Origin of the sequence: Christiangramia fulva, from assembly GCF_003024155.1 — a bacterium.
In the GTDB taxonomy this organism is placed as follows: domain Bacteria; phylum Bacteroidota; class Bacteroidia; order Flavobacteriales; family Flavobacteriaceae; genus Christiangramia; species Christiangramia fulva.
Window position 1 is genome coordinate 154025 of sequence record NZ_CP028136.1, and the last position, 20917, is coordinate 174941.

A 20917-nucleotide genomic window follows, 5' to 3' on the forward strand; every position below is an offset into this window, starting at 1 on the left:
TGGGATCAGATTTTTAATCAATCAATGGATATTCGAATCATAATTCAGAAGTGCTAATCCAAACCAATCTACCTAACGCAATAAGTATAAAATTTCAGGTTTTTTGTTCCTTTTTCTTTGCGGCAGGAAAAAGAACATTATTCAAAATAAGCCTGTAACCGGGGGAATTAGGATGCAATTCCAGTTCGGTTTTTGGATCACCAACCCGGTGCTGATAATCTTCGGGATCATGGCCGCCGTAAAAAGTAAAAAATCCCTTGCCTTTCACGCCATGAATATAACGCGCTTCCCCATTTAGTTTACATTCACCCATGATCAAAACTCCCGGCCGGATAAGATCGGGATCAAAACTGGTGGTTTGGCCCATGAATCCTTTGATCAATCTGGTATGATTTTGCGTGAGCATGGTTGGCACCACGTCCCATTTCGCCGAATAATCCATTAAGGTAAAGTAGTCACTCTCTGCAGGAATTTGTCTTTTTGCGGTCATATCAATATCTGAAAATTCATAAACCATAGGATTTCTTTCCAGATGAAAATTAGTAAAAGCAAAAGTATTGTCGTAATTCAATTTTGCCTGATAGCCGGGGTCGCTGGGATCACCATCAAACATTGGTTCACAGATGTCAACTCCCGAAGCGGAGAGGGCGATATCAAAACTATCGGTCGCGCTGCACATAGCGAACATGAATCCACCACCAATCACATAATCCCTGATATTTTCGGCAACCGCGAGCTTTTCTTCGGAAACCTTCGAATAACCAAGTTCTTTAGCCAGAGCTTCTGCCTCCTTTTTTTCTTCAATATACCACGGCGCAGTTCGAAAGGCTGCATAGAATTTTCCATATTGGCCCGTAAAATCTTCATGGTGCAGGTGAAGCCAGTCATAAAGAACTAATTTACCCTCCAAAACTTCCCGATCATAAATAGTAGTATAGGGAATCTCGGCATAGGTAAGCGCCATAGTTACCGCATCATCCCAGGGCTTGTTCCCTTTGGGGCTGTAAACTGCGATTTTCGGGGCTTTTTCCAGCGCAACAGATTCCATATTTTTTGAAGGACTCGAAATTTCGGTAAGAATAGATTCAGCCATAGAATCGCTGATTTGCTCAAAATCGACCCCGCGAATCTGACATTCTTTTCGAAGTTTATCGGAATCGGAAACAAGGAAAGATCCACCACGATAATTAAGAAGCCAGTTCACCTTCAACTGATTTTCCAGCGCATAATAAACAATTCCATAGGCCTTCAAATGATTGCTCTGAGTTTCGGCATCCATAGGAATCAATACCTTGGAAGCAAAAGCATTAGAAGAAATACTGAAGATCAAAAAAAACAGCAGTCCTTTTAAAGAAAAAAGACTGCTGTTATTTTTATAGAATAAGTTTGGAAATATTTTTTCCTGGTTTAAATTTTTAAAAGGGGACGTCATTATCATCATCATCGAAATCGCTGTTCATTGAGCTTCCGAAAGCTTCATCGGCACTCGGATTTGGTAAATTATGACCTCCAAATCCACTATCATCATCACCGCTGTTCATACGCGAAGGGATTTCAGAAGGAAAACTAAAGTCTTCTAAATTATCAAATTTACCGAGTTCTCCAATGAATTTCAGCCTAATATTATCAAGTCCGCCGTTACGGTGCTTGGCCACGATGAATTCGGCCTGTCCCTGGGTAGGTGTTCTTTCTTCATCGTCCCATTCTTCAATTTTATAATATTCAGGGCGATAAATAAAGGAAACAATATCGGCATCCTGTTCAATCGCGCCTGATTCCCTGAGGTCAGAAAGCAAAGGCCGCTTGCTTCCTCCCCTGGTTTCGACGGCCCGTGAAAGCTGAGAGAGCGCAATTACAGGAACATTCAATTCTTTGGCGAGGGCTTTGAGGTTACGCGAAATCGTGGAAATTTCCTGCTCACGATTCCCGCCTTTCTGACTTCCGCCCGCAGTCATCAACTGCAAATAATCGATCACGATAAGCCGAATTCCATGTTGTGAAGAAAGCCGGCGCGCTTTTGCCCGGAGGTCAAAAATCGAAAGCGAAGGGGTGTCATCAATAAAAAGCGGTGCTTTTTCAAGATCTTTTACTTTCACATTCAGCTGTTCCCATTCGTGTTGTTCCAATTTCCCGGTACGAAGTTTTTCAGAAGAAAGACCCGTTTCTGAAGATATCAAACGGGTGATCAGCTGTACCGAAGACATCTCCAGGGAGAAAAAAGCAACAGGAATTCCCTGATCTACGGCTATATTCCGTGCCATGGATAGCGTAAGTGCTGTTTTACCCATACCAGGTCGGGCCGCCACGATGATCAAATCTGAAGGTTGCCAGCCCGAAGTAAGTTCGTCAAGTCTTTCAAATCCTGAAGGAATTCCACTTAAACCTTCTTTATTAGAAATTTCCTGGATCTTCTTTTTCGCCTGCATTACCAGACTTTGAGCAGTCTCGGTAGAACGTTTGATATTTCCCTGGGTTACCTCATAAAGTTTTGCTTCTGCATTATCAAGAAGGTCGAAAACATCAGTTCCTTCATCAAAAGCTTCCTCGATAATTTCATTTGAAATTTTTATAAGGCTACGCTGGATATATTTCTGCAGAATGATTCGGGCATGGAACTCAATATGGGCCGAACTCGACACCTTTTGAGTAAGCTGAATGAGGTAATAATCCCCGCCAACTTTATCAAAATTGCCATCTTTCTTCAATTGGTTAGAAACCGTTAATAAGTCGATTGCCTCTGAATTATCGAATAACTTTTTTATGGCATCGTAAATAAGGCTGTGGGCATTTTTATAAAAAGCTTCGGGATGAAGAATATCAATAATTTCATCTACCCCTTTTTTGTCAATCATCATCGCCCCAAGAACAACTTCTTCTAAATCAATGGCTTGCGGAGGAACTTTTCCTTTTTCCAGGCTTACTACATTCGATTTTCTGTAGGCTATATTTTGAGGGGCGGTGATTTTTTCCATAGGAACGAAAGTAAAAAAAATGTTAAGACGATCTTAAAAATTTAGCTTATTCTTCCTTAACAGGTAATGAACAATTTAGCTGTTAATAACTAATATTTTATGTTGAAAAGATAAAAAAATCCGAAAATGACTTTTCGGATTTTGACTGAAAGGTTGTGAACAAAGAAATCATCCTTTAAAGACTCCCATATTCAAATATTTTTCCATTCGTTTTTCTACAAGTTCCTCTGGTGATAAGTTTTTTATTTCATCAAAAGCCTTAATAATCGATTTTTTAACTTTTTCGAAAGCTTCTTCCCGATTGCTATGTGCTCCACCAAGAGGTTCTTTTATGATGCTATCAATAAGTTTCTGTTTTTTCATATCGGCTGCGGTAAGTTTCAGAGCTTCAGCTGCTGTTTCTTTATATTCCCAGCTTCTCCAAAGAATTGAAGAACATGATTCGGGAGAGATCACCGAATACCAGGTATTTTCAAGCATCATCACACGATCGCCAACTCCTATTCCCAAAGCACCACCACTGGCACCTTCGCCAATGATCACTACAATAATAGGAACTTTAAGCCTGGTCATTTCCAGAATATTTCGGGCTATGGCTTCACCCTGTCCCCTTTCTTCAGCTTCGAGGCCGGGATAAGCTCCGGGAGTATCTACAAGCGTCACAACGGGAAGACCGAATTTTTCAGCCGATTTCATCAGCCTTAGTGCCTTGCGGTAACCTTCTGGATTGGCCATTCCGAAATTCCGATATTGGCGGGTCTTGGTATTGAAACCTTTCTGCTGACCGATAAACATATAACTTTGTTCATCGATCTTTCCAAGTCCGCCGATCATCGCTTTATCATCACGAACATTTCGGTCTCCATGAAGTTCAAGGAAAGTATCGCCACAAATTCCGTTTATATAATCCAGGGTATAGGGCCTGTTTGGATGTCTTGACAACTGAACCCTCTGCCAGGGAGTAAGATTTTTGTAGATCTCCTTCTTTTTTTCAGAAAGTTTTTTTTCGATTTGCTTGCAGGTAGCAGTCACATCAACTTCACTCTCTTCGCCAATATTGCAGGCCTTTTCGTACTGCTCCTTAAGTTCCTTAATGGGTTGTTCAAAATCTAAATATTCCATACGGATTTATGGTATTTATTTTTTTATAGCTTACAAATATAAGGAGTTTGAAAGGAAAGAATTCCCAGAGGGGCTTTAAATTTTTCCAGATTTAAGAGTTTATCTTTTCGCTCTTATAAGCATAACCACAGCCAGGATACCAAAAGCCACGTTTGGAAACCAAACTGCGATCAAGGGAGAAAAATTTGACTGTTCAGCCATTGTCCCGAAGACTTTATCAAAAAAAACAAAAATAAACGCAAGTGAAATTCCAACTGCCAGATTTACGCCCATTCCTCCCCTTCTTTTAAAAGAAGCTACAGCCACGGCTATTATTGTAAGTATGAATGCCGATACCGGGGTACTCCATCTTTTGTACTTTACAACCAGGTACCTACTAATATTTCCCGAACCTCGGCGCCTTTCATTTTCTATGAATTCATTGAGCTCAGAATAGTTAAGGGTTTCAGCAATGTAAGATTCAGGCGTAAGTTCATCAAATTCAAAAGGCAGGATAGTGTCTAAGGTTCTTAAGGTTTCAATGGAATCCTTTCCTTTACCGATGTATCGTTTGTCAACTCTTGTGAGGCGATAAATGCTATCTTTAGGATTCCACCGAAGACTGGTGGCGCTTATTTTGAATTTCAGTTTATTTCCCTCAAAATGTTCCAGCGTAAAATTACGGGCTGTATGTGATTTTGGCTGAAAATGACTGGCATAGATATATTCGTGATCATTGATCTGCCGGTAAACATCTGTAGTTTCCTGAGTTTGTGTTCCGCGCTTGAGATACTGAAATAAGAATTCATTATAGCCCTTATTCGCCTTAGGACCCAGGTACATAGAAAAAACCAGGGCTGCTATACATACGATTGTCGCCCCGATCAAATATGGTCTCATGAATCGCATAAAAGAAACCCCGCTACTCAAAAAAGCGATGATCTCGGTATTCATCGCCAGTTTTGAAGTAAACCAGATCACCGATAAAAAAAGGAAGATCGGGAAAAGAAGATTTGCAAAATAAATGGTGAAGTCTACGTAATAGATCACCACCTCCATAAAAGGGACCTCGTTTTCCAGGATCTTATCGATCTTTTCAGCCAGGTTCACGGTAATACCAATGGGAATAAAAAGGACCAGCATGGTAATGAAGGTTCCCAGGTAGCGCTTAAGTATGTACCAGTCTAAAATTTTCAAATTTGAAACTTATAATCGTTTGTCCATTTGTCTTACCATCTTATTCTTCCAATCAACGAAATCCCCGGCTAAGATATGCTTTCTGGCTTCCCTTACCAACCAAAGATAAAATCCGAGATTGTGAATACTGGCTATTTGTCTCCCCAACATTTCATTTACAGAAAATAGGTGCCGCACATAGGCCTTTGAATACTGCGTATCTACAAAGGTGATACCTTCTTCATCGATGGGAGAAAAATCGGCTTCCCATTTCTTATTTTTAATATTGATCGTACCCTGGGAGGTAAAAAGCATTCCGTTCCGGCCATTTCGGGTGGGCATAACACAGTCAAACATATCTACTCCCAACGCAATATTTTCCAAAATATTGATTGGAGTTCCCACTCCCATTAAATATCTTGGCTTATCTACCGGTAAAATATCAGTGACGATTTCGGTCATTTCATACATTTCTTCGGCAGGTTCGCCAACTGAAAGTCCGCCAATAGCATTGCCTTCGGCTCCCGCATTTGCGATATATTCGGCCGATTGTTTCCGAAGATCTTTGTAGGTACTTCCCTGAACAATGGGAAATAAAGTTTGCTGGTAGCCATAAAGTTCCGGAGTCTTCTCAAGATGGGCCATACATCTATCCAGCCAGCGATGCGTCATATGCATTGATTTCTGCGCATACCTGTAATCACAAGGATAAGGCGTGCATTCGTCAAAAGCCATAATGATATCGGCCCCGATCGCACGTTGAATTTCCATCACATTTTCCGGCGTAAAGGTATGATACGAACCATCTATATGAGATTTGAACTTTACCCCTTCCTCTTTGATCTTCCTTCTGGCGGAAAGTGAATATACCTGGTAGCCGCCGCTATCAGTAAGGATATTTCGGTCCCAGTTCATGAATGTATGGAGACCACCCGCTTTTTTAAGAATATCGGTTTGGGGACGAAGGTAAAGATGGTAAGTATTTCCGAGGATAATATCGGGATTGATATCTTCTTTCAATTCTTTCTGATGTACTCCTTTTACCGAGGCTACGGTACCTACAGGCATAAAAATTGGAGTTTCTATGGTTCCGTGATCTGTTTCGATTTTTCCTGCTCGCGCCTTACTACCGGGATCGGTTCCTAAAAGATCAAATTTCATAGTTCGTTTTAAATCGGTGCAAAGATACTCAACTAAATATCAAATAGAAGTGCTATTAAACTTTCCATTTGTTAGTTAATTGAACAAAAAGTTAATATCTAGCCAAAACTCTCTTTGCCAGAGCCTATTAAAAAGTTATTTTTGCCAGCATTAAAACAACACGATTATAAAATGCCAGACATCAACGAATTACAGAAATTTGCAACCCAGGTAAGAAGGGATATTTTAAGGCAGGTACACAAGGTAAATTCGGGGCATCCCGGAGGATCTCTTGGCTGTACCGAATTCTTTACCGCTCTTTATAAAGTGGTAATGGATTACAAAACCGATTTTGATATGGATGGGATCGGTGAAGATCTTTTCTTCCTTTCCAACGGCCACATTTCTCCGGTTTACTACAGTGTTCTTGCCAGAAGCGGATTCTTCCCTGTGGAAGAATTGAATACTTTTCGCCTAATCAATTCCCGACTTCAGGGACATCCTACCACTCATGAAGGACTTCCGGGAATACGTATAGCATCAGGTTCTCTAGGCCAGGGAATGAGTGTTGCTTTTGGAGCTGCCCAGGCAAAAAAACTTAACAATGATGATCACCTTGTTTTCTCACTTCATGGGGACGGTGAACTTCAGGAAGGTCAAAACTGGGAAGCGATCATGTATGCCGCAGCCAAAAATATCGATAATATCATTGCTACTGTTGATCATAACGGACAGCAAATAGATGGAAGTACCGAGACTGTTCTTCCTATGGGCGACCTGAAAGCAAAATTTTTAGCTTTTGGCTGGGATGTGATGGAAATAAAAGATGGCAACGACCTCCAACAGGTAATTGATGGTCTTAATGAAGCTAAATCCCGAACTGGAAAAGGAAAACCGGTTTGTATTTTAATGAAAACGGTAATGGGTCATGGAGTAGATTTTATGATGCATACGCATGCATGGCACGGCAAGGCTCCCAATGACGAGCAACTGGAAAAGGCCCTGGCCCAAAACCCCGAAACCCTTGGTGATTATTAATCAACTTCATTAAAATTTACAAAAAGAAAGATCATGAAAGAATATAAAAGTACAGGAAATAAAGATACACGTTCAGGATTTGGTGCCGGGCTTACTGAACTGGGACGTAAAAACCCTAATGTGGTAGCCTTGTGTGCAGATCTCGTTGGATCTCTAAAAATGCAGGATTTTATTGACGAAAACCCGGAGCGTTTTTTCCAGGTAGGAATCGCTGAAGCCAATATGATGGGAATGGCTGCCGGACTAACAATAGGCGGAAAGATCCCTTTTGCCGGTACATTTGCCAATTTTGCGACCGGAAGGGTATATGATCAAATTAGACAAAGCATCGCCTATTCAGGGAAAAATGTGAAAATTTGTGCATCTCATTCTGGTGTCACTTTAGGAGAAGATGGGGCGACTCACCAGATCCTTGAAGATCTTGGCCTCATGAAAATGTTGCCGGGAATGACCGTTATCAATACCTGTGATTATAACCAGACAAAAGCGGCTACACTCGCCATTGCAGAGCATGAAGGTCCTGTTTACCTTCGCTTCGGAAGACCAAAAGTTGCCAATTTCACTCCTGAAGATCAAAAATTCGAGATAGGAAAAGCGGTTCAATTATACGAAGGAAGCGATGTAACTATTCTAGCTACCGGGCATTTGGTTTGGGAGGCCATCCAGGCGGCTGTTGAACTTAATGAAAAAGGGATCAGTGCCGAAGTGATCGATATTCATACCATTAAACCGCTTGATGAAGAGGCTATTATAAATTCAGTAAAGAAAACTGGTTGCGTGGTCACAGCTGAAGAACACAATTTCCTTGGCGGACTGGGAGAAAGCGTGGCGAGAACACTTGCTGAAAATCATCCGGCTCCTCAGGAATTCGTGGCAACCCAGGATACCTTTGGCGAAAGCGGAACTCCTGAGCAGCTTATGGAAAAATATGGTTTAAATGCTGCCGCCATTATCAAAGCTGCTGAAAAAGTTTTAAAAAGAAAATAAACCACATTTCATTTAAATTATGAAGAAGCCTTTTCAAAATTTTGGGAAGGCTTTTTCTTTTTTTTAGAAATAAGTGCAATGAGTCTTCGTTATATTAGTCTAACGATAAACAAATCTAAAAATGAAAAAGTTATTTATAGTCGCCCTAATTTTTTTCGGAGTTAACTCATGGGCCCAGAATGCCGAATTTGGAATCAAGGGAGGTTTTAATTACGGAGCTACCGGAGATTATGAAGGACCCGGTGAGGTGGCCAGTGATGCCGCAACCATAATTAAAGGTAAAGAAAAGGCCGGATGGCACGCCGGAGTTTATGGACAATTTGAAGTAGCTGGAATTTTTCTACGACCAGAATTACTTTACACCGAATTAAATACCGATTACAAAGATTTCAATTATAAACTCACTAAAATTGATGCCCCGGTGCTTGTGGGAGTTAATGTACTTGGACCATTAAATATTAAAGCAGGGCCTTCTTTTCAGTATGTCATGAAAAATGAACTGGAAAATACCAGTTTTCAAATAGGTGATGTTGAAAACCAAATTACCGTTGGCTATGAATTAGGTCTCGGGGTTGACCTGGGGAGAATAGGTTTTGACGCGCGCTATGAAGGAGCTTTTCAGGAAAACGACGCCATAGGGCAAACCGCTATGGACCAGGGTTTCAAAATAGACTCAAGACCTTCACAATGGATTCTAAGTCTTTCTTACGAATTGTAAACTGAAGGAACTAAAATAAAAATAGCTCCCGCGGTTCGCGGGGGCTATTTTTTATATGTGCCATTATTTATTTAAAAAAATCGGGATCCAGATAATCTGGGGTTCCATCACCATTGGTATCGGTAAATTCGATACTTCCGTCTTCATTGATGACTATCTCTTCTCTGGTAGGAGTTCCATCACCGTCATCATCAGCATCAGAACTATTATTTAAATTGTCCCCGTCGGTATCATCATCAAGAATATCATTGTTGTTATTCAGGTCTTCCATATAACTTGGAATCCCGTCTCCATCATGATCGGCTACATTCACCCTGAAAAGATTTACGGTGAAAATAAGAGGTGAATAAGCAGGAATGCTGCTTTGAGGAGCAGAAAAATATCCTAGGCCTGAAGGCATAAAAATGGCGCCTATTCCAAAATCATTGGTCCAGTTAATAGTATTGTCGGGATTTACTTCAAAACCCGTTGCCTCACCAAATTCCTGAATTCCGGCAGTATAGCCCTCGATAAGTCCACCATTTAAGGCGAGACGACCATTGGATTGGAGTTGATAATAGCGACCTAGTGAAAACCAGGTTGGAGATTTAATATGGTTAGCATCAAAAACCGCCTCATTTAATAATTCACCTTTATAAGCAACATAAACCGAATCGGTAAAATGGGGTTTGGCTCCTGCTCCTTCCCTGATCTTCAGGACGTATAATTGCTGATCAATTCCTTTATAATTTACTGTTTTTGTAATCAGCTTATCAGATTCAATAATTGGCGTTTTATCGCTATTTTCACCTGCAATGGTATCCAGGCGCACTACATAATCAAAATCTTCAGAAGGATTTTCAAATTCCTCATAATTATAAAAATGTGTGGAAAGATAGTTGATCAATGCCTGATCATCTTCTATGGCCTGCTCACCCCGGTCATGAGGCGGAATGGTTTCAGGAGTACTTTTATCTTTATTACACGAAAAAACAAGTGTGGCCAAAAGGCCGAGGAACATAAGTTTTTTTAATCTCATTCGTAATCTGTTTTGGACGCGCAAGATACAATAATCTTGTATTTTTGCTTAACTATGAACGTGCTTTTAGAGATCAAATTATGAGAGTGGATAAATTTTTATGGTGTGTACGTTATTACAAGACCAGAAGCATTGCTACCAACGCCTGTAAGCAGGGAAAAGTGAAAATGGAAGGCCATAATTTAAAACCTTCCAAGGAAGTGTTTCCAGGTGATAAACTTGAGGTTAGGAAAAATCAGATCGATTATCAGCTCGAGATTCTCGACCTTCCGCCAAATCGCGTTGGTGCAAAACTTGTAAATATCTATGTAAATGATGTCACACCTAAAGAGGCTTTTGAAAAACTTGAACTTCTGAAATATTCCAAAGATTATTATCGAAAAAAAGGAACGGGCAGGCCCACGAAAAAAGACCGTCGGGATATTGATGAGTGGTTTGAAAATGCCGATCAGGACGAAAAACTCGAGGATGAATAAAGAATTCTGGACAAAACGTTATCAGGAAAATAAAATGGGATGGGATATTGGTGAAATTTCCAATCCGTTGAAAGAGTATATCGATCAGCTTCAGGATAAAAATTTAAAAATTTTGATTCCCGGGGCGGGAAATTCGTATGAAGCCGAATACCTTTTCCGCAAAGGTTTCAAAAATGTTCATGTTATTGATATTTCCGCAGAACCCCTTCAAAATCTTAAAAAACGATTACCGGCTTTTCCGGATTCCCAGATGATAGAGGGAGATTTCTTCGAACTCAACGAAAAATTCGACCTTATCCTGGAACAGACTTTCTTCTGCGCCATTGAGGTTGAAAAAAGGCCTTTGTATGCAAAGCAGGCTGCCAGTATTTTAGAATCTGGGGGTAAAATCTGCGGACTTCTTTTTAAATTTCCACTTACGAAAGACGGGCCACCTTTTGGAGGGAGTAAAGAAGAATATTTGCAGTATTTTAGTCCTTATTTTGAAATAAATATCCTGGAAGACTGTTACAATTCAATAAAACCACGTCAGGGCAACGAATTGTTTTTTAAATTCACTAAAAAAGATGAGTAAAAATCTGCCAATTTTAAACCAGCAGCAAATAAAACATAAGATCAGGCGAATCGCTTACCAGATCTATGAAAGCAATGTTCATGAACAGGAGATCATTATCGCCGGAATTGCAAAAAACGGATATTTGCTGGCCGAAAAAATTCTGAAAGAACTCCAGGAAATTTCGCCACTCAAAGCTACACTCTGCAAAGTGGAAATCAATAAAAAGAAACCTCTTGAGCCAGTTCGAACTTCATTAGATAGTAGTGAATACAAAAATAAATCTATCGTACTTGTGGATGATGTTTTAAATTCGGGAACAACTTTGATCTATGGCGTACGGCATTTTCTGGAGGTCCCGCTGAAACAATTTAAAACGGCGGTCCTGGTAGATCGGAATCATAAAAAATACCCTGTAAAAGCCGATTTCAAGGGAATTTCCCTATCCACTTCCCTCAGCGAAACAGTTAAGGTCAATTTTGAGAAAAATAAGGAAAGTGTAGAAATGTCATAAACCAGCTACTATTTCATCTACAATTTCCTGAGGCTTTTTGTTATCACAGTTAATGATCAACTCACTTTGGCTGTAGTAAAATCCTCTTTCAAAAAGATGTTTTCTAATGAATTCTTCCAGTTCCTCCTTTTTATCAAGATGACTTATTAATGGCCTTTGTTCCTTTTCCTTTTCCAGGCGATCGGTAAGTTGCTGTACACTCATCTTTAGATAAACTGTTTTAGAATCTTTAGCATCTTTTATCAAATCAAGATTATCTCCATAACAGGGAGTCCCGCCACCCAGAGAAATAACCGCCTTATCTTTCGCTATTATCCACTCCAGTAATTTTCTTTCCTGTTTCCGAAAATAGAGTTCTCCTTTTTTTTGAAAAATGGTAGAAACAGGTATATTTTCCTGCAGTTCAATGGCCTGGTCAAGGTCCAGGAACTCAAAACTCAATTGTTCCGCCAGAAGCCTGCCTACGGTTGATTTACCCGATCCCATGTATCCCAAAAGAAATATTTTCATCTTTAATCTTCTTAAAATGAGTTGAAGGCAAAACTATAATAAAATTATACCAAATTCGCCTTGATAAATAAATTAATGAATGTATATTTGCACCCGCATTCGCAAAAAAACGGATGTCTTTATTGATCTGGTAGCTCAGTTGGTAGAGCATCTCCCTTTTAAGGAGAGGGTCCTGGGTTCGAGCCCCAGCCAGATCACTTTTTTGATCTGATATTAATAGGGCGAGAAGTTTATCCTGAGCGAAGCGCTTGCGCTGAGCTTGTCGAAGAGCCTGTGCTGAGCTTGTCGAAGTGCCTGTGCTGAGCTTGTCGAAGCAAAGGGAGCCCCAGCCAGATCACTTTTAGTTCTTTTATTTTTTTTAGATCTGGTAGCTCAGTTGGTAGAGCATCTCCCTTTTAAGGAGAGGGTCCTGGGTTCGAGCCCCAGCCAGATCACTTTTTTGATCTGATATTAATAGGGCGAGAAGTTTATCCTGAGCGAAGCGCTTGCGCTGATCTTTTCGAAGAGCCTGTGCTGAGCATGTCGAAGCAAAGGGAGCCCCAGCCAGATCACTTTTTTGGAAAACAAATTGGGTGTTTTTCGAAATATTATTGAAAACCCAGGGATTTTATTTATAAAAGCCGCCCGGGTGCTGGAACTGGTAGACAGGCATGGTTGAGGGCCATGTGTCCATTAGGGCGTGCGGGTTCGACTCCCGCCTCGGGCACTTCTTTCCTGCTGCATAGCAGCAATTTTTTGTTTTTACTTTTCTGAATTCGAATCATTTTTATCAAGTGCAGGAGCTTTCCCAGATTGGGATACTTTCCAGCCTGTTGCATACATCCATTGAGTCATCTCCAGCAATTTTTCAAGATCGATTTTTTCAGGTTCATCTTTCGGCGTGTGATAATCGGGATGTAACAGCGTGGTGAAAAAAATGGCGGGGATATCTGCCTGAGCATATGGCAGATGATCACTTCGGAAATACCAGAATTCAGGATGATCTTCAGCATCCCAACTTGTATCGACATTGAAATGCGTCAGTTCTTCGTTGGCATCCATTGCCATTTCAACTAATTCAGAAGAATTTTTATGTGGCGGAATGGAACCCAGCAAAGCGGCGTTTCCAGATTCATTTCTTCCAATCATATCTCCATTGAGAACCGCGTTGATTTTTTCTTTTTTCACCACAGGATGTTCCACAAAATACCTGGAACCAAACAAGCCTCTTTCTTCAGCACCGTGCCAGACAAAAAGCGCGCTTCTTTTGCCGGGGTTTTTAGACCATGCTCTGCCAATTGCCAGTAAGGCAACACTTACCGAGGCATTGTCATCAGCACCATTCCAGATACTGTCTCCTTCAACCGGCACTCCCACCCCATCATGATCGTGATGCCCGCTGAACAACACATATTCATCTTTTAAACGCGCATCAGTACCTTCTACTTTCGCTATTACGTTGGCCGACGGATAACTGAATTTATCAATGGTCACATCGGCTTTTACTTTGACATTCTTCTTAAGTTTTTCTTCAAATTCAGGTGTTACGATGAAAACCGGGAGTTCATCCTGCTTTTTCAGCCATTCTTTTTTATCGATTTCGTACTTTCCTTCCTCCAGTCCATGACCAAAAAATCCAATTTTAGAATAGGCTGTTGAATCGGCTACCAAAATCGCCGCTTTCGCCCCCTGTCTTTTTAATGTAGCTGCCTGCTGGCGTATCGCTGAAAGCGCATAGCGATAAACCCAAAGGCTCATTCCTTCTTCCGGAAGCTTGCGTGGCGGCAATAATTTCATTGCAACTACTTTATTGTTCAGATTTGCAGTGGTATCATTAGGGGTTAACCAAACAGCGGTCTCTTCAAAATGTACCGGAACAGGTGAGACCTCATATACATCTTTCCAAAGCTTCAGATCTTTTCCGTCTACTGTAATTTTACTGTCTTCGGCTACCGTGGTTCTGTATAATGGAAAAAACTGGAAAAAAGTTCCATCCTCACCTGCAGGCTTCATTCCCGCTTCCCTGGCCCTCTCGGCAACCCAGGCAGCAGCCCTTAGTTCGTTTATGGTTCCCGCCCTGCGACCCTGCATGGCATCACTGGCAAGTTCAAAAATATCATTTTTAAGATCAGATTTTTTGATAGCGTCTAATGCAGGAGGCTCCTGTGACCAGGAAAAAGTGAATGCACTAAATAATATAAAGGAAAAAAACTTCTTCAGATTCATAGAATTGGGATTAAGAAAGCTGAATTTACAAATAATAGATCGAAATGATCAGAAAAATTTCAGGCTACCTATTCCAGGATTGCGCTTCAAACTTCCTTAAAAATAGGTATTGTTTAATTTTTTTATTTTTTAATTAAACATTTAACATTTTCTAGTATTACTGGTACACTTTATTTTTTAGATTTGTTTAATCTATTTATTTAATAATGGAACATATAAAACAAAATTTCAGTATTAAGGATCTTGAAAACCTAAGCGGGATAAAAGCTCATACCATTAGAATATGGGAAAAAAGATATGACATACTTAATCCAGAAAGGACCGATACGAACATACGCACCTATGATGGAGAAAATCTTCAGAAATTACTAAATATCTCTTTTCTCAATGAACATGGATATAAGATTTCGCGGATCTCCAAAATGAGCGATGAAGAAATCAAAAATCTTGTAAAGCGGATCAATGCCTCAAAAAGCGAAGAAAACCGCTCCCGCAACTTTTTTAAAATAGCGATGATGAATTTTGATGATCAGCTATTTGAAGATACTTATAATAAACTAAGGGAAAAGAAGAGCTTTCGTACTGTTTTTCATGATGTTTTTCTTCCTCTGCTTCATGAAATCGGGGTGCTTTGGCAAACCGATACGATCAAACCAATTCATGAGCACTACATTACAGAACTGATCAAACAAAAGATCTACCTGAACATTGCAGAGCTGAAATTTCAGAAAACCCATAAAAAGGATGAAGATCTTTATGTGCTGTTTTTGCCACATAACGAAATCCATGATATCGGAATTCTTTACCTGAACTATGAATTGCTGGCTGCAGGAAAAAAAACAGTTTACTTGGGACCGAGCCTTCCACTCGACAATGTTCTTTATTTAACAGATATCTACGACCATCTGGTTTTTCTATGCTATCTTACCGTTTTCCCCCGCAACACAGATATACAGGAATTTATTGATGAATTCCAGGAAAAGCTTTGCAAAAACAAGCAAAGGGAGCTTTTTCTGTTTGGAGCCCGCGCGAGAGAAATAGATGATCGCCACCTGCCTAAAAACGTCAGGATTTTCAACACCATTAATGATTTTGTAGCCACTTTGTAGGAAAATTACATGCGAAAAAAAATAATTATCATTGGTTCAGGTTTCTCTTCCCTGGCAGCTTCCTGTTACCTGGCCAAAGCCGGTTATGAGGTTCAAATATTTGAAAAGAACCCTACGGTAGGCGGAAGGGCCAGGCAGCTTAAAAAAGATGGCTTCACCTTTGATATTGGCCCTACCTGGTATTGGATGCCTGATGTGTTCGAACGATTTTTTAATGATTTCAATAAAAAACCTTCAGACTTCTATTCGCTTACCAAAATGGATCCCGCTTACCAGGTGTTTTTCGGTGACGGTACTTCAATAAGTATTCCCTCCAACCTGGAAGCTATTTACGCTGAATTTGAAAAGGAAGAAAAAGGAAGTTCTGAAAAGCTCAGGAAATTCATTGACCGCGCCAGAGATAATTATGATATCGCCATAAAAGACCTGGTTTACCGGCCCGGGATCTCACCCCTGGAGCTCGTGAGTCCGGCAACAGCAATGAGGCTCGGACGTTTTTTCAGCAATATCAGCAGCGAAGTAAGAAAAGAATTTAAAAATCCGAAATTAAGACAGATCCTCGAATTTCCAGTCTTATTTCTTGGTGCAAAACCTTCGGATACTCCGGCTTTCTACAGTTTTATGAATTATGCCGACTTCGGGTTAGGAACCTGGCATCCGCAGGGAGGGATGTATAAAGTGATTGAAGGGATCAGGGACCTGGCGGTTTCCCTGGGAGTGAAAATTGAAGTCAATGCTCCCGTCGAAGAGATCCTTACCGAAAATAAAAAAGCAAAAGGTGTTAAAGTGCACGGGAAAGAATATTTCTGCGACATCGTGCTTTCCGGTGCCGATTATCATCATTCTGAAAGACTTCTTCCTTCTGCTCTGAGGCAATATTCCGAAAAATATTGGGACAGCAGGATCTTTGCTCCTTCTTCCCTACTGTTTTACGTGGGTTTTGATACGAAATTAAAAAACGTTTCCCATCATAGTCTTTTCTTTGATTCCAGTTTTGAAAAGCATGCTCATGACATTTACGATGCTCCAAAATGGCCCGAAGATCCTTTATTCTATGCCAGTTTTCCTTCTATTACCGATAATTCATCAGCTCCCCAGGGAAAAGAAGCAGGCATTTTTCTTATTCCTCTTGCCCCGGACCTCGAGGATACTCCTGAAATAAGAGAGCATTATTTCAACCTGATCATAAACAGATTTGAAAAACTTACGTCCCAGGAGGTAAAATCAAAAATTGCTTTTAAAGAATCTTTTTGTGTAAACGATTTTAAGGAAGCCTACAACTCTTATAAAGGCAATGCCTACGGAATGGCAAATACGCTTTTCCAAACCGCTTTTCTTCGGCCTAAACTGAAAAGCAAAAAAGTAGCAGGCCTTTATTTCACGGGACAGCTCACCGTTCCTGGTCCCGGCGTCCCTCCCTCCCTGATCTCGGGAAAACTGGCTGCCGGATTAATCGAAAAAAATGAAAAAAATTGATATGAAATCTTTGTTTGACACCGTTTCCCGGTCCTGTAGCAAAACGGTCACCAATGTCTACAGCACCTCGTTTTCCCTGGCAACAAAAATGCTCGCTCCTTCCATCAGGCAGGATATTTATAATATTTATGGTTTTGTGCGTCTGGCCGATGAAATTGTGGATTCTTTCCATGATTATCAAAAAGAGCAGCTTTTTCACGATTTTGAAATAGAAATGTACAAAGCCATTGAGCAGAAGATCAGCCTGAACCCTATCTTGAATTCATTTCAGGAGACGGTGCATAAATATGATATTCCCGAACACCTTTATGGCGCTTTTATGGACAGTATGCGAATGGATCTTCATAAATCACAATATACCAGCATCGAAGAATTCAAGCAGTACATTTATGGCAGCGCTGATGTGGTGGGCCTGATGTGTCTCAAAGTTTTTGTAAAGGGAAATGACCGGAAATATGAAGAGCTTAAAAATTCAGCAATGAGCCTCGGATCCGCTTTTCAAAAAGTGAACTTTTTGAGAGATCTAAAAGCCGATTACGAAGATTTAAGCCGAAGTTATTTCCCGCATATTGACCTTTCGAAACTTGATGAAGTAAGTAAAACCAAGATCATCAAAGAGATCGAAAATGATTTTATGGCCGGTCTTGAAGGAATCACTCATTTGCCCGTTGAAGCAAAATTTGGAGTTTATACCGCTTATATTTATTATAAAAAACTCTTACAAAAATTAAAAAGGATTCCCTCTCTGGAAATTAGAAACAGAAGAGTAAGAGTTCCCAATTATGAAAAAGCCGGACTCCTTGCAAAATCGTATCTTTCGTACCGATTGAATTTGATATAAAATTAAAACCTCAGAATAATGGAAATTGTATTATGGATCGTGGTATTTCTGGGAACTTTCCTTTTTATGGAAGGCATGGCCTGGTTTACTCATAAATATATCATGCATGGTTTTCTTTGGAAACTGCATAAAGATCATCATAGAAAAGATCACAGCAGCTGGTGGGAACGAAACGATCTTTTTTTCGTTTTCTATGCGCTGGTTAGTATCTCCTGCTTCCTTTTATGGAAATATGAAGACGTGTGGATCGGGCTTCCCATAGGTCTGGGAATTTTGGCATACGGAATCACTTATTTTACCGTACACGATATTTTTATTCATCAGCGTTTTAAGGTCTTCCGAAATGCCGACCACTGGTATGCCCGCGGAATAAGAAGGGCTCATAAGATCCATCACAAACATTTGGGAAAAGAGGAAGGTGAATGTTTCGGAATGCTTCTGGTCCCTTTTAAATACTTTCAGAAAAAATAATATATGATAGTTCCAGATTATTACTACGTCATTGTTGGTGGTGGTCTGGCCGGACTTCAGCTTGCTTTGTCAATTAATGAAGATATTTTTTTTAAAGGCAAAAAAATTGCGATTATCGAACCCTCTCTTAAAGATCATAACGATAAAACCTGGTGTTTCTGGGAAAAAGGCGAGGGAAAATGGGACGAGATAACTACGAAAAGCTGGAAAAAAGGAAAATTCATAACAAAACAACAGGAAAACCTTCTCGATCTTGGCGACTATTCGTATAAGATGCTGCGCGCCATTGACTTCTATGAATATGCAAAGCAGAAACTGGAAAAATCTACAGATATTTTTTTTATACAGGATAAAATCCAATCTATAGATCCTGTGACGCGAACCGCGATTGGCGCAAAGAAAAAATATACCGCCAAACATTTTTTTGATAGCAGGCCGGGGAAAAAGTACCAGGATGATCCCAAAAACACAGTTATTTATCAGCATTTTAAGGGCTGGAGAATTAAAACTTCAGCACCGGCCTTTGATCCTGAGGTTTTCACCATGATGGATTATCGTATTAAATATAAAAATACCACAAGTTTTACCTATATACTTCCTTTTTCTGAAACCGAAGCTCTCCTGGAATTTACATTTTTCACTCCTTTTATGACCGAAGAAGCCGTTTATGATGAAAAACTGAAGGAATACCTGGAGCAGATTCTGAAAATTAAAGATTGGGAAGTGCTGGAAACCGAAAAAGGGATGATTCCCATGACCGATTTCAATTTTGAGAAAAACAGCTCCAAACATATCACCATGATTGGCACTGCCGGTGGGTGGGTAAAGGCTTCATCAGGATATTCTTTTAAAAACACTGAAAAAAAAGTGGCAGCGATAATAGAAAATATCAAAATGGGTAAGCCTCCCGGGCAAGGCCTTTCCTCTATAAGATTTAGAAAATATGATGGTATTTTTTTAGATGTTCTTGCCAGGCATAATGAGCTTGGTGAAAAGATCTTTGAAAAACTCTATACGCGCAACAAAGTACAGGAAATCTTCAGATTTCTTGATGAAGAAACAAAACCATCAGAAGAGTTAAAAATTATGCTTTCCCTTTATCATCCTCAATTTCTGAAATCTTTTTTCAGAAAAATTTAAACGAGCTATTGTCCTAATAATTTATCCAGCGTTTTACGGAAAGAATCGCTGTTCCAATTCGCGGCACCAACCTTATCAACCACAATATTTCCCTTTTTATCGAGAACATAAGTAGTTGGCAATGTGCGGCCATCCATGGGCCCGGGAGCTTTCGTCAGCATTTTATAAGTGGGGAGTGTGTATCTTTTTTTTCTTAGGAAAGTGAGAACGGTTTCGTGCTGTTCATTAGTGACAAAGAAGAATTTGGCTTTTCCGCCATAGTCTTCATATAACTTCTGAAAATCGGGCATTTCGGCAAGACAGGGCGGGCACCAGGTAGCCCAGAAATTAACAATGACCACTTCATCTTTGAAATCTGAAAATTCTACACGCCTGCCGTTAATATCCTGAAGTATCCAGTTATAATCGGCAATTTTTTCCCATTCATCCTCATCGTTCACCGAAGGAGCAAACGATATAACTTTATTTACAAAAATCTGAATAGGTTTGCGGGTTTGGGGGATAATAAGGGCGAGGATAAAGATAATTAGGAGAATGTCACCCCATTTATTTTTAAAGATTTTCATATTTTGTTTTCTCTTCGGTAAAGAAATAAAAAAATCTTTGTCTGCTCAACTAATTTCGTTTGGTAAGCGCATTAAGTTTCTTACTCATGCTGAAGAGTTCTTTTTTGAGCATGTTTACACTTTCTTCCAGTTCCCGCATTTTTCCTTTACTTGTAATTTCATGGTGAGGCACGAGTACACTGCTTATTTTACCCCTTATCATCATGATCTTTTTAATATCGCCTTTTTTTAAACGCCTCGGTTCGGGGGAATACTCCGGATTATCATTTTCTACCGCAACAAATTCCCGGTTGTCATCAATTCGCAGCCTCTTCACCATTACTCCTTCTACCGTAATAATGACCACAGCCGAACCGTCGAGAACCTGATCTACATGATTATGCACCTGACAGATAAGAACATCTCCCGGAAAAATGGTAGGCGACATACTGTCTCCATCAACTTCAAAAAGCGTCTGATCCCTGGTGGGATCAAAACCGGGAATTCTAAACCAGTCTTTGATATCAAAAAAATCTTCGTTCCCGAGGTTACTCAGGAATCCCGCATGTGCATGCGCCCTGATGAGGGGTATAAAACCACTATCGCGGCTTACTTTTATAAGATTTCTTTCTCCCCTAAGGATAAAATCACAGGTCACTCCGTACAACTGGCTAAGTTTTATAATGTGATCTACAACAATGCCATTTTGTGAATTTTCTATTAAAGAATATGCAGCCTGAGAAATAAATAAAATACTGGCCACATGCGTCTGGGAATAATTATTCTCCTGCCGCAACTTTTTAATTCGTTTTCCTATTTCGGTTCTGTGGTTCATTTTACTATGTTTTCCTTAGTAGCATCAAAGTACGGACTTACTTTTTATACTGAAATCAATTATAATTACAAATAATAAATGGGGGGGCGTCT

21 protein-coding genes and 3 tRNA genes are annotated in these 20917 nt (G+C 40.1%); 14 read left to right on the forward strand and 10 right to left on the reverse strand.

Features of this window, described 5'->3' with window-relative positions:
• Positions 1–94: 94 nt before the first annotated feature.
• The 5 genes from C7S20_RS00740 to tgt form a co-directional block, all read right to left on the reverse strand.
• Complete coding sequence (locus C7S20_RS00740) at positions 95–1444, reverse strand: asparagine synthetase B (protein WP_423738324.1); 1350 nt, start codon at positions 1442–1444, stop codon at positions 95–97.
• Positions 1416–2972 (reverse strand): replicative DNA helicase, encoded by a 1557-nt coding sequence (gene dnaB, locus C7S20_RS00745; protein ID WP_107010698.1) that lies wholly within the window; start codon positions 2970–2972, stop codon positions 1416–1418. The genes C7S20_RS00740 and dnaB overlap by 29 nt, the downstream gene beginning before the upstream one ends.
• Before the next feature lie 168 nt (positions 2973–3140).
• Entirely contained in the window at positions 3141–4094 is a 954-nt protein-coding gene (locus tag C7S20_RS00750) for an acetyl-CoA carboxylase carboxyltransferase subunit alpha (RefSeq protein ID WP_107010699.1), read from the reverse strand.
• 99 nt (positions 4095–4193) lie between these two features.
• Complete coding sequence (locus tag C7S20_RS00755) at positions 4194–5270, reverse strand: LptF/LptG family permease (protein WP_107010700.1); 1077 nt, start codon at positions 5268–5270, stop codon at positions 4194–4196.
• Between the two features lie 9 nt (positions 5271–5279).
• The gene (gene tgt / locus C7S20_RS00760) at positions 5280–6410 is read right to left on the reverse strand and encodes a tRNA guanosine(34) transglycosylase Tgt (protein ID WP_107010701.1); all 1131 of its coding nucleotides are present in this window, start codon (positions 6408–6410) and stop codon (positions 5280–5282) included.
• Between the two features lie 171 nt (positions 6411–6581).
• Here tgt and C7S20_RS00765 point away from each other — a divergent pair, with 171 nt between their 5' ends.
• From C7S20_RS00765 to C7S20_RS00775, 3 genes are all read left to right on the forward strand, one after another.
• Positions 6582–7427: a transketolase gene (locus C7S20_RS00765; RefSeq protein ID WP_107010702.1), complete on the forward strand. Its 846-nt coding sequence runs from the start codon at positions 6582–6584 to the stop codon at positions 7425–7427.
• 33 nt (positions 7428–7460) lie between these two features.
• Entirely contained in the window at positions 7461–8414 is a 954-nt protein-coding gene (locus tag C7S20_RS00770; RefSeq protein WP_107010703.1) for a transketolase family protein, read from the forward strand.
• A gap of 121 nt (positions 8415–8535) precedes the next feature.
• Complete coding sequence (locus tag C7S20_RS00775) at positions 8536–9132, forward strand: outer membrane beta-barrel protein (RefSeq protein ID WP_107010704.1); 597 nt, start codon at positions 8536–8538, stop codon at positions 9130–9132.
• Between the two features lie 67 nt (positions 9133–9199).
• Here the strand turns inward: C7S20_RS00775 and C7S20_RS00780 are convergent, their stop codons facing one another.
• Entirely contained in the window at positions 9200–10150 is a 951-nt protein-coding gene (locus tag C7S20_RS00780; RefSeq protein WP_107010705.1) for an FKBP-type peptidyl-prolyl cis-trans isomerase, read from the reverse strand.
• An 80-nt stretch (positions 10151–10230) separates the two neighbouring features.
• Between C7S20_RS00780 and C7S20_RS00785 the strand changes: the two genes are divergently transcribed.
• Genes C7S20_RS00785 through C7S20_RS00795 form a run of 3 tightly spaced genes read left to right on the forward strand, consistent with a single transcriptional unit; the run spans position 10231 to position 11693 of the window.
• Positions 10231–10626, forward strand: a complete 396-nt coding sequence (locus C7S20_RS00785; RefSeq protein WP_107010706.1) for an RNA-binding S4 domain-containing protein — start codon at positions 10231–10233, stop codon at positions 10624–10626.
• Entirely contained in the window at positions 10619–11200 is a 582-nt protein-coding gene (locus tag C7S20_RS00790) for a methyltransferase domain-containing protein (RefSeq protein ID WP_107010707.1), read from the forward strand. The genes C7S20_RS00785 and C7S20_RS00790 overlap by 8 nt, the downstream gene beginning before the upstream one ends.
• The gene (locus C7S20_RS00795; RefSeq protein WP_107010708.1) at positions 11193–11693 is read left to right on the forward strand and encodes a phosphoribosyltransferase family protein; all 501 of its coding nucleotides are present in this window, start codon (positions 11193–11195) and stop codon (positions 11691–11693) included. The genes C7S20_RS00790 and C7S20_RS00795 overlap by 8 nt, the downstream gene beginning before the upstream one ends.
• Here C7S20_RS00795 and C7S20_RS00800 read toward each other — a convergent pair.
• Positions 11688–12203 (reverse strand): shikimate kinase, encoded by a 516-nt coding sequence (locus C7S20_RS00800; protein ID WP_107010709.1) that lies wholly within the window; start codon positions 12201–12203, stop codon positions 11688–11690. The two genes, C7S20_RS00795 and C7S20_RS00800, sit on opposite strands and share 6 nt — an antisense overlap.
• Before the next feature lie 124 nt (positions 12204–12327).
• On the opposite strand from C7S20_RS00800, the gene C7S20_RS00805 reads away from it, so the two are divergent.
• From C7S20_RS00805 to C7S20_RS00815, 3 genes are all read left to right on the forward strand, one after another.
• A tRNA-Lys gene (locus C7S20_RS00805) sits at positions 12328–12400 on the forward strand.
• Positions 12401–12564: 164 nt separating this feature from the next.
• Positions 12565–12637 (forward strand) — tRNA-Lys (locus tag C7S20_RS00810).
• Between the two features lie 188 nt (positions 12638–12825).
• A tRNA-Leu gene (locus C7S20_RS00815) sits at positions 12826–12909 on the forward strand.
• A 35-nt stretch (positions 12910–12944) separates the two neighbouring features.
• Here C7S20_RS00815 and C7S20_RS00820 read toward each other — a convergent pair.
• Positions 12945–14408, reverse strand: coding sequence for a M28 family metallopeptidase (locus C7S20_RS00820; protein WP_107010710.1), 1464 nt, complete (start codon positions 14406–14408; stop codon positions 12945–12947).
• Positions 14409–14614: 206 nt separating this feature from the next.
• Between C7S20_RS00820 and C7S20_RS00825 the strand changes: the two genes are divergently transcribed.
• The 5 genes from C7S20_RS00825 to C7S20_RS00845 are packed head-to-tail and all read left to right on the forward strand — an operon-like array spanning position 14615 to position 19445.
• Complete coding sequence (locus C7S20_RS00825; protein ID WP_107010711.1) at positions 14615–15517, forward strand: MerR family transcriptional regulator; 903 nt, start codon at positions 14615–14617, stop codon at positions 15515–15517.
• A gap of 9 nt (positions 15518–15526) precedes the next feature.
• A complete protein-coding gene (locus C7S20_RS00830) occupies positions 15527–16993 on the forward strand; it encodes a phytoene desaturase family protein (RefSeq protein ID WP_107010712.1) in 1467 nt (488 codons plus the stop codon).
• A 1-nt stretch (position 16994) separates the two neighbouring features.
• Entirely contained in the window at positions 16995–17834 is an 840-nt protein-coding gene (locus tag C7S20_RS00835) for a phytoene/squalene synthase family protein (RefSeq protein ID WP_107014038.1), read from the forward strand.
• Between the two features lie 18 nt (positions 17835–17852).
• Positions 17853–18305 carry a sterol desaturase family protein gene (locus C7S20_RS00840; protein WP_107010713.1) on the forward strand — a complete coding sequence of 151 codons (453 nt, stop codon included), beginning with the start codon at positions 17853–17855 and terminating at the stop codon, positions 18303–18305.
• Positions 18306–18308: 3 nt separating this feature from the next.
• Complete coding sequence (locus C7S20_RS00845; RefSeq protein WP_107010714.1) at positions 18309–19445, forward strand: lycopene cyclase family protein; 1137 nt, start codon at positions 18309–18311, stop codon at positions 19443–19445.
• Between the two features lie 5 nt (positions 19446–19450).
• Here C7S20_RS00845 and C7S20_RS00850 read toward each other — a convergent pair whose 3' ends face one another.
• The gene (locus C7S20_RS00850) at positions 19451–20011 is read right to left on the reverse strand and encodes a TlpA family protein disulfide reductase (protein WP_107010715.1); all 561 of its coding nucleotides are present in this window, start codon (positions 20009–20011) and stop codon (positions 19451–19453) included.
• Between the two features lie 49 nt (positions 20012–20060).
• On the reverse strand, positions 20061–20825 hold the full coding sequence (locus C7S20_RS00855; protein ID WP_107010716.1) for an XRE family transcriptional regulator: 765 nt from the start codon (positions 20823–20825) through the stop codon (positions 20061–20063).
• Positions 20826–20917: the final 92 nt, after the last annotated feature.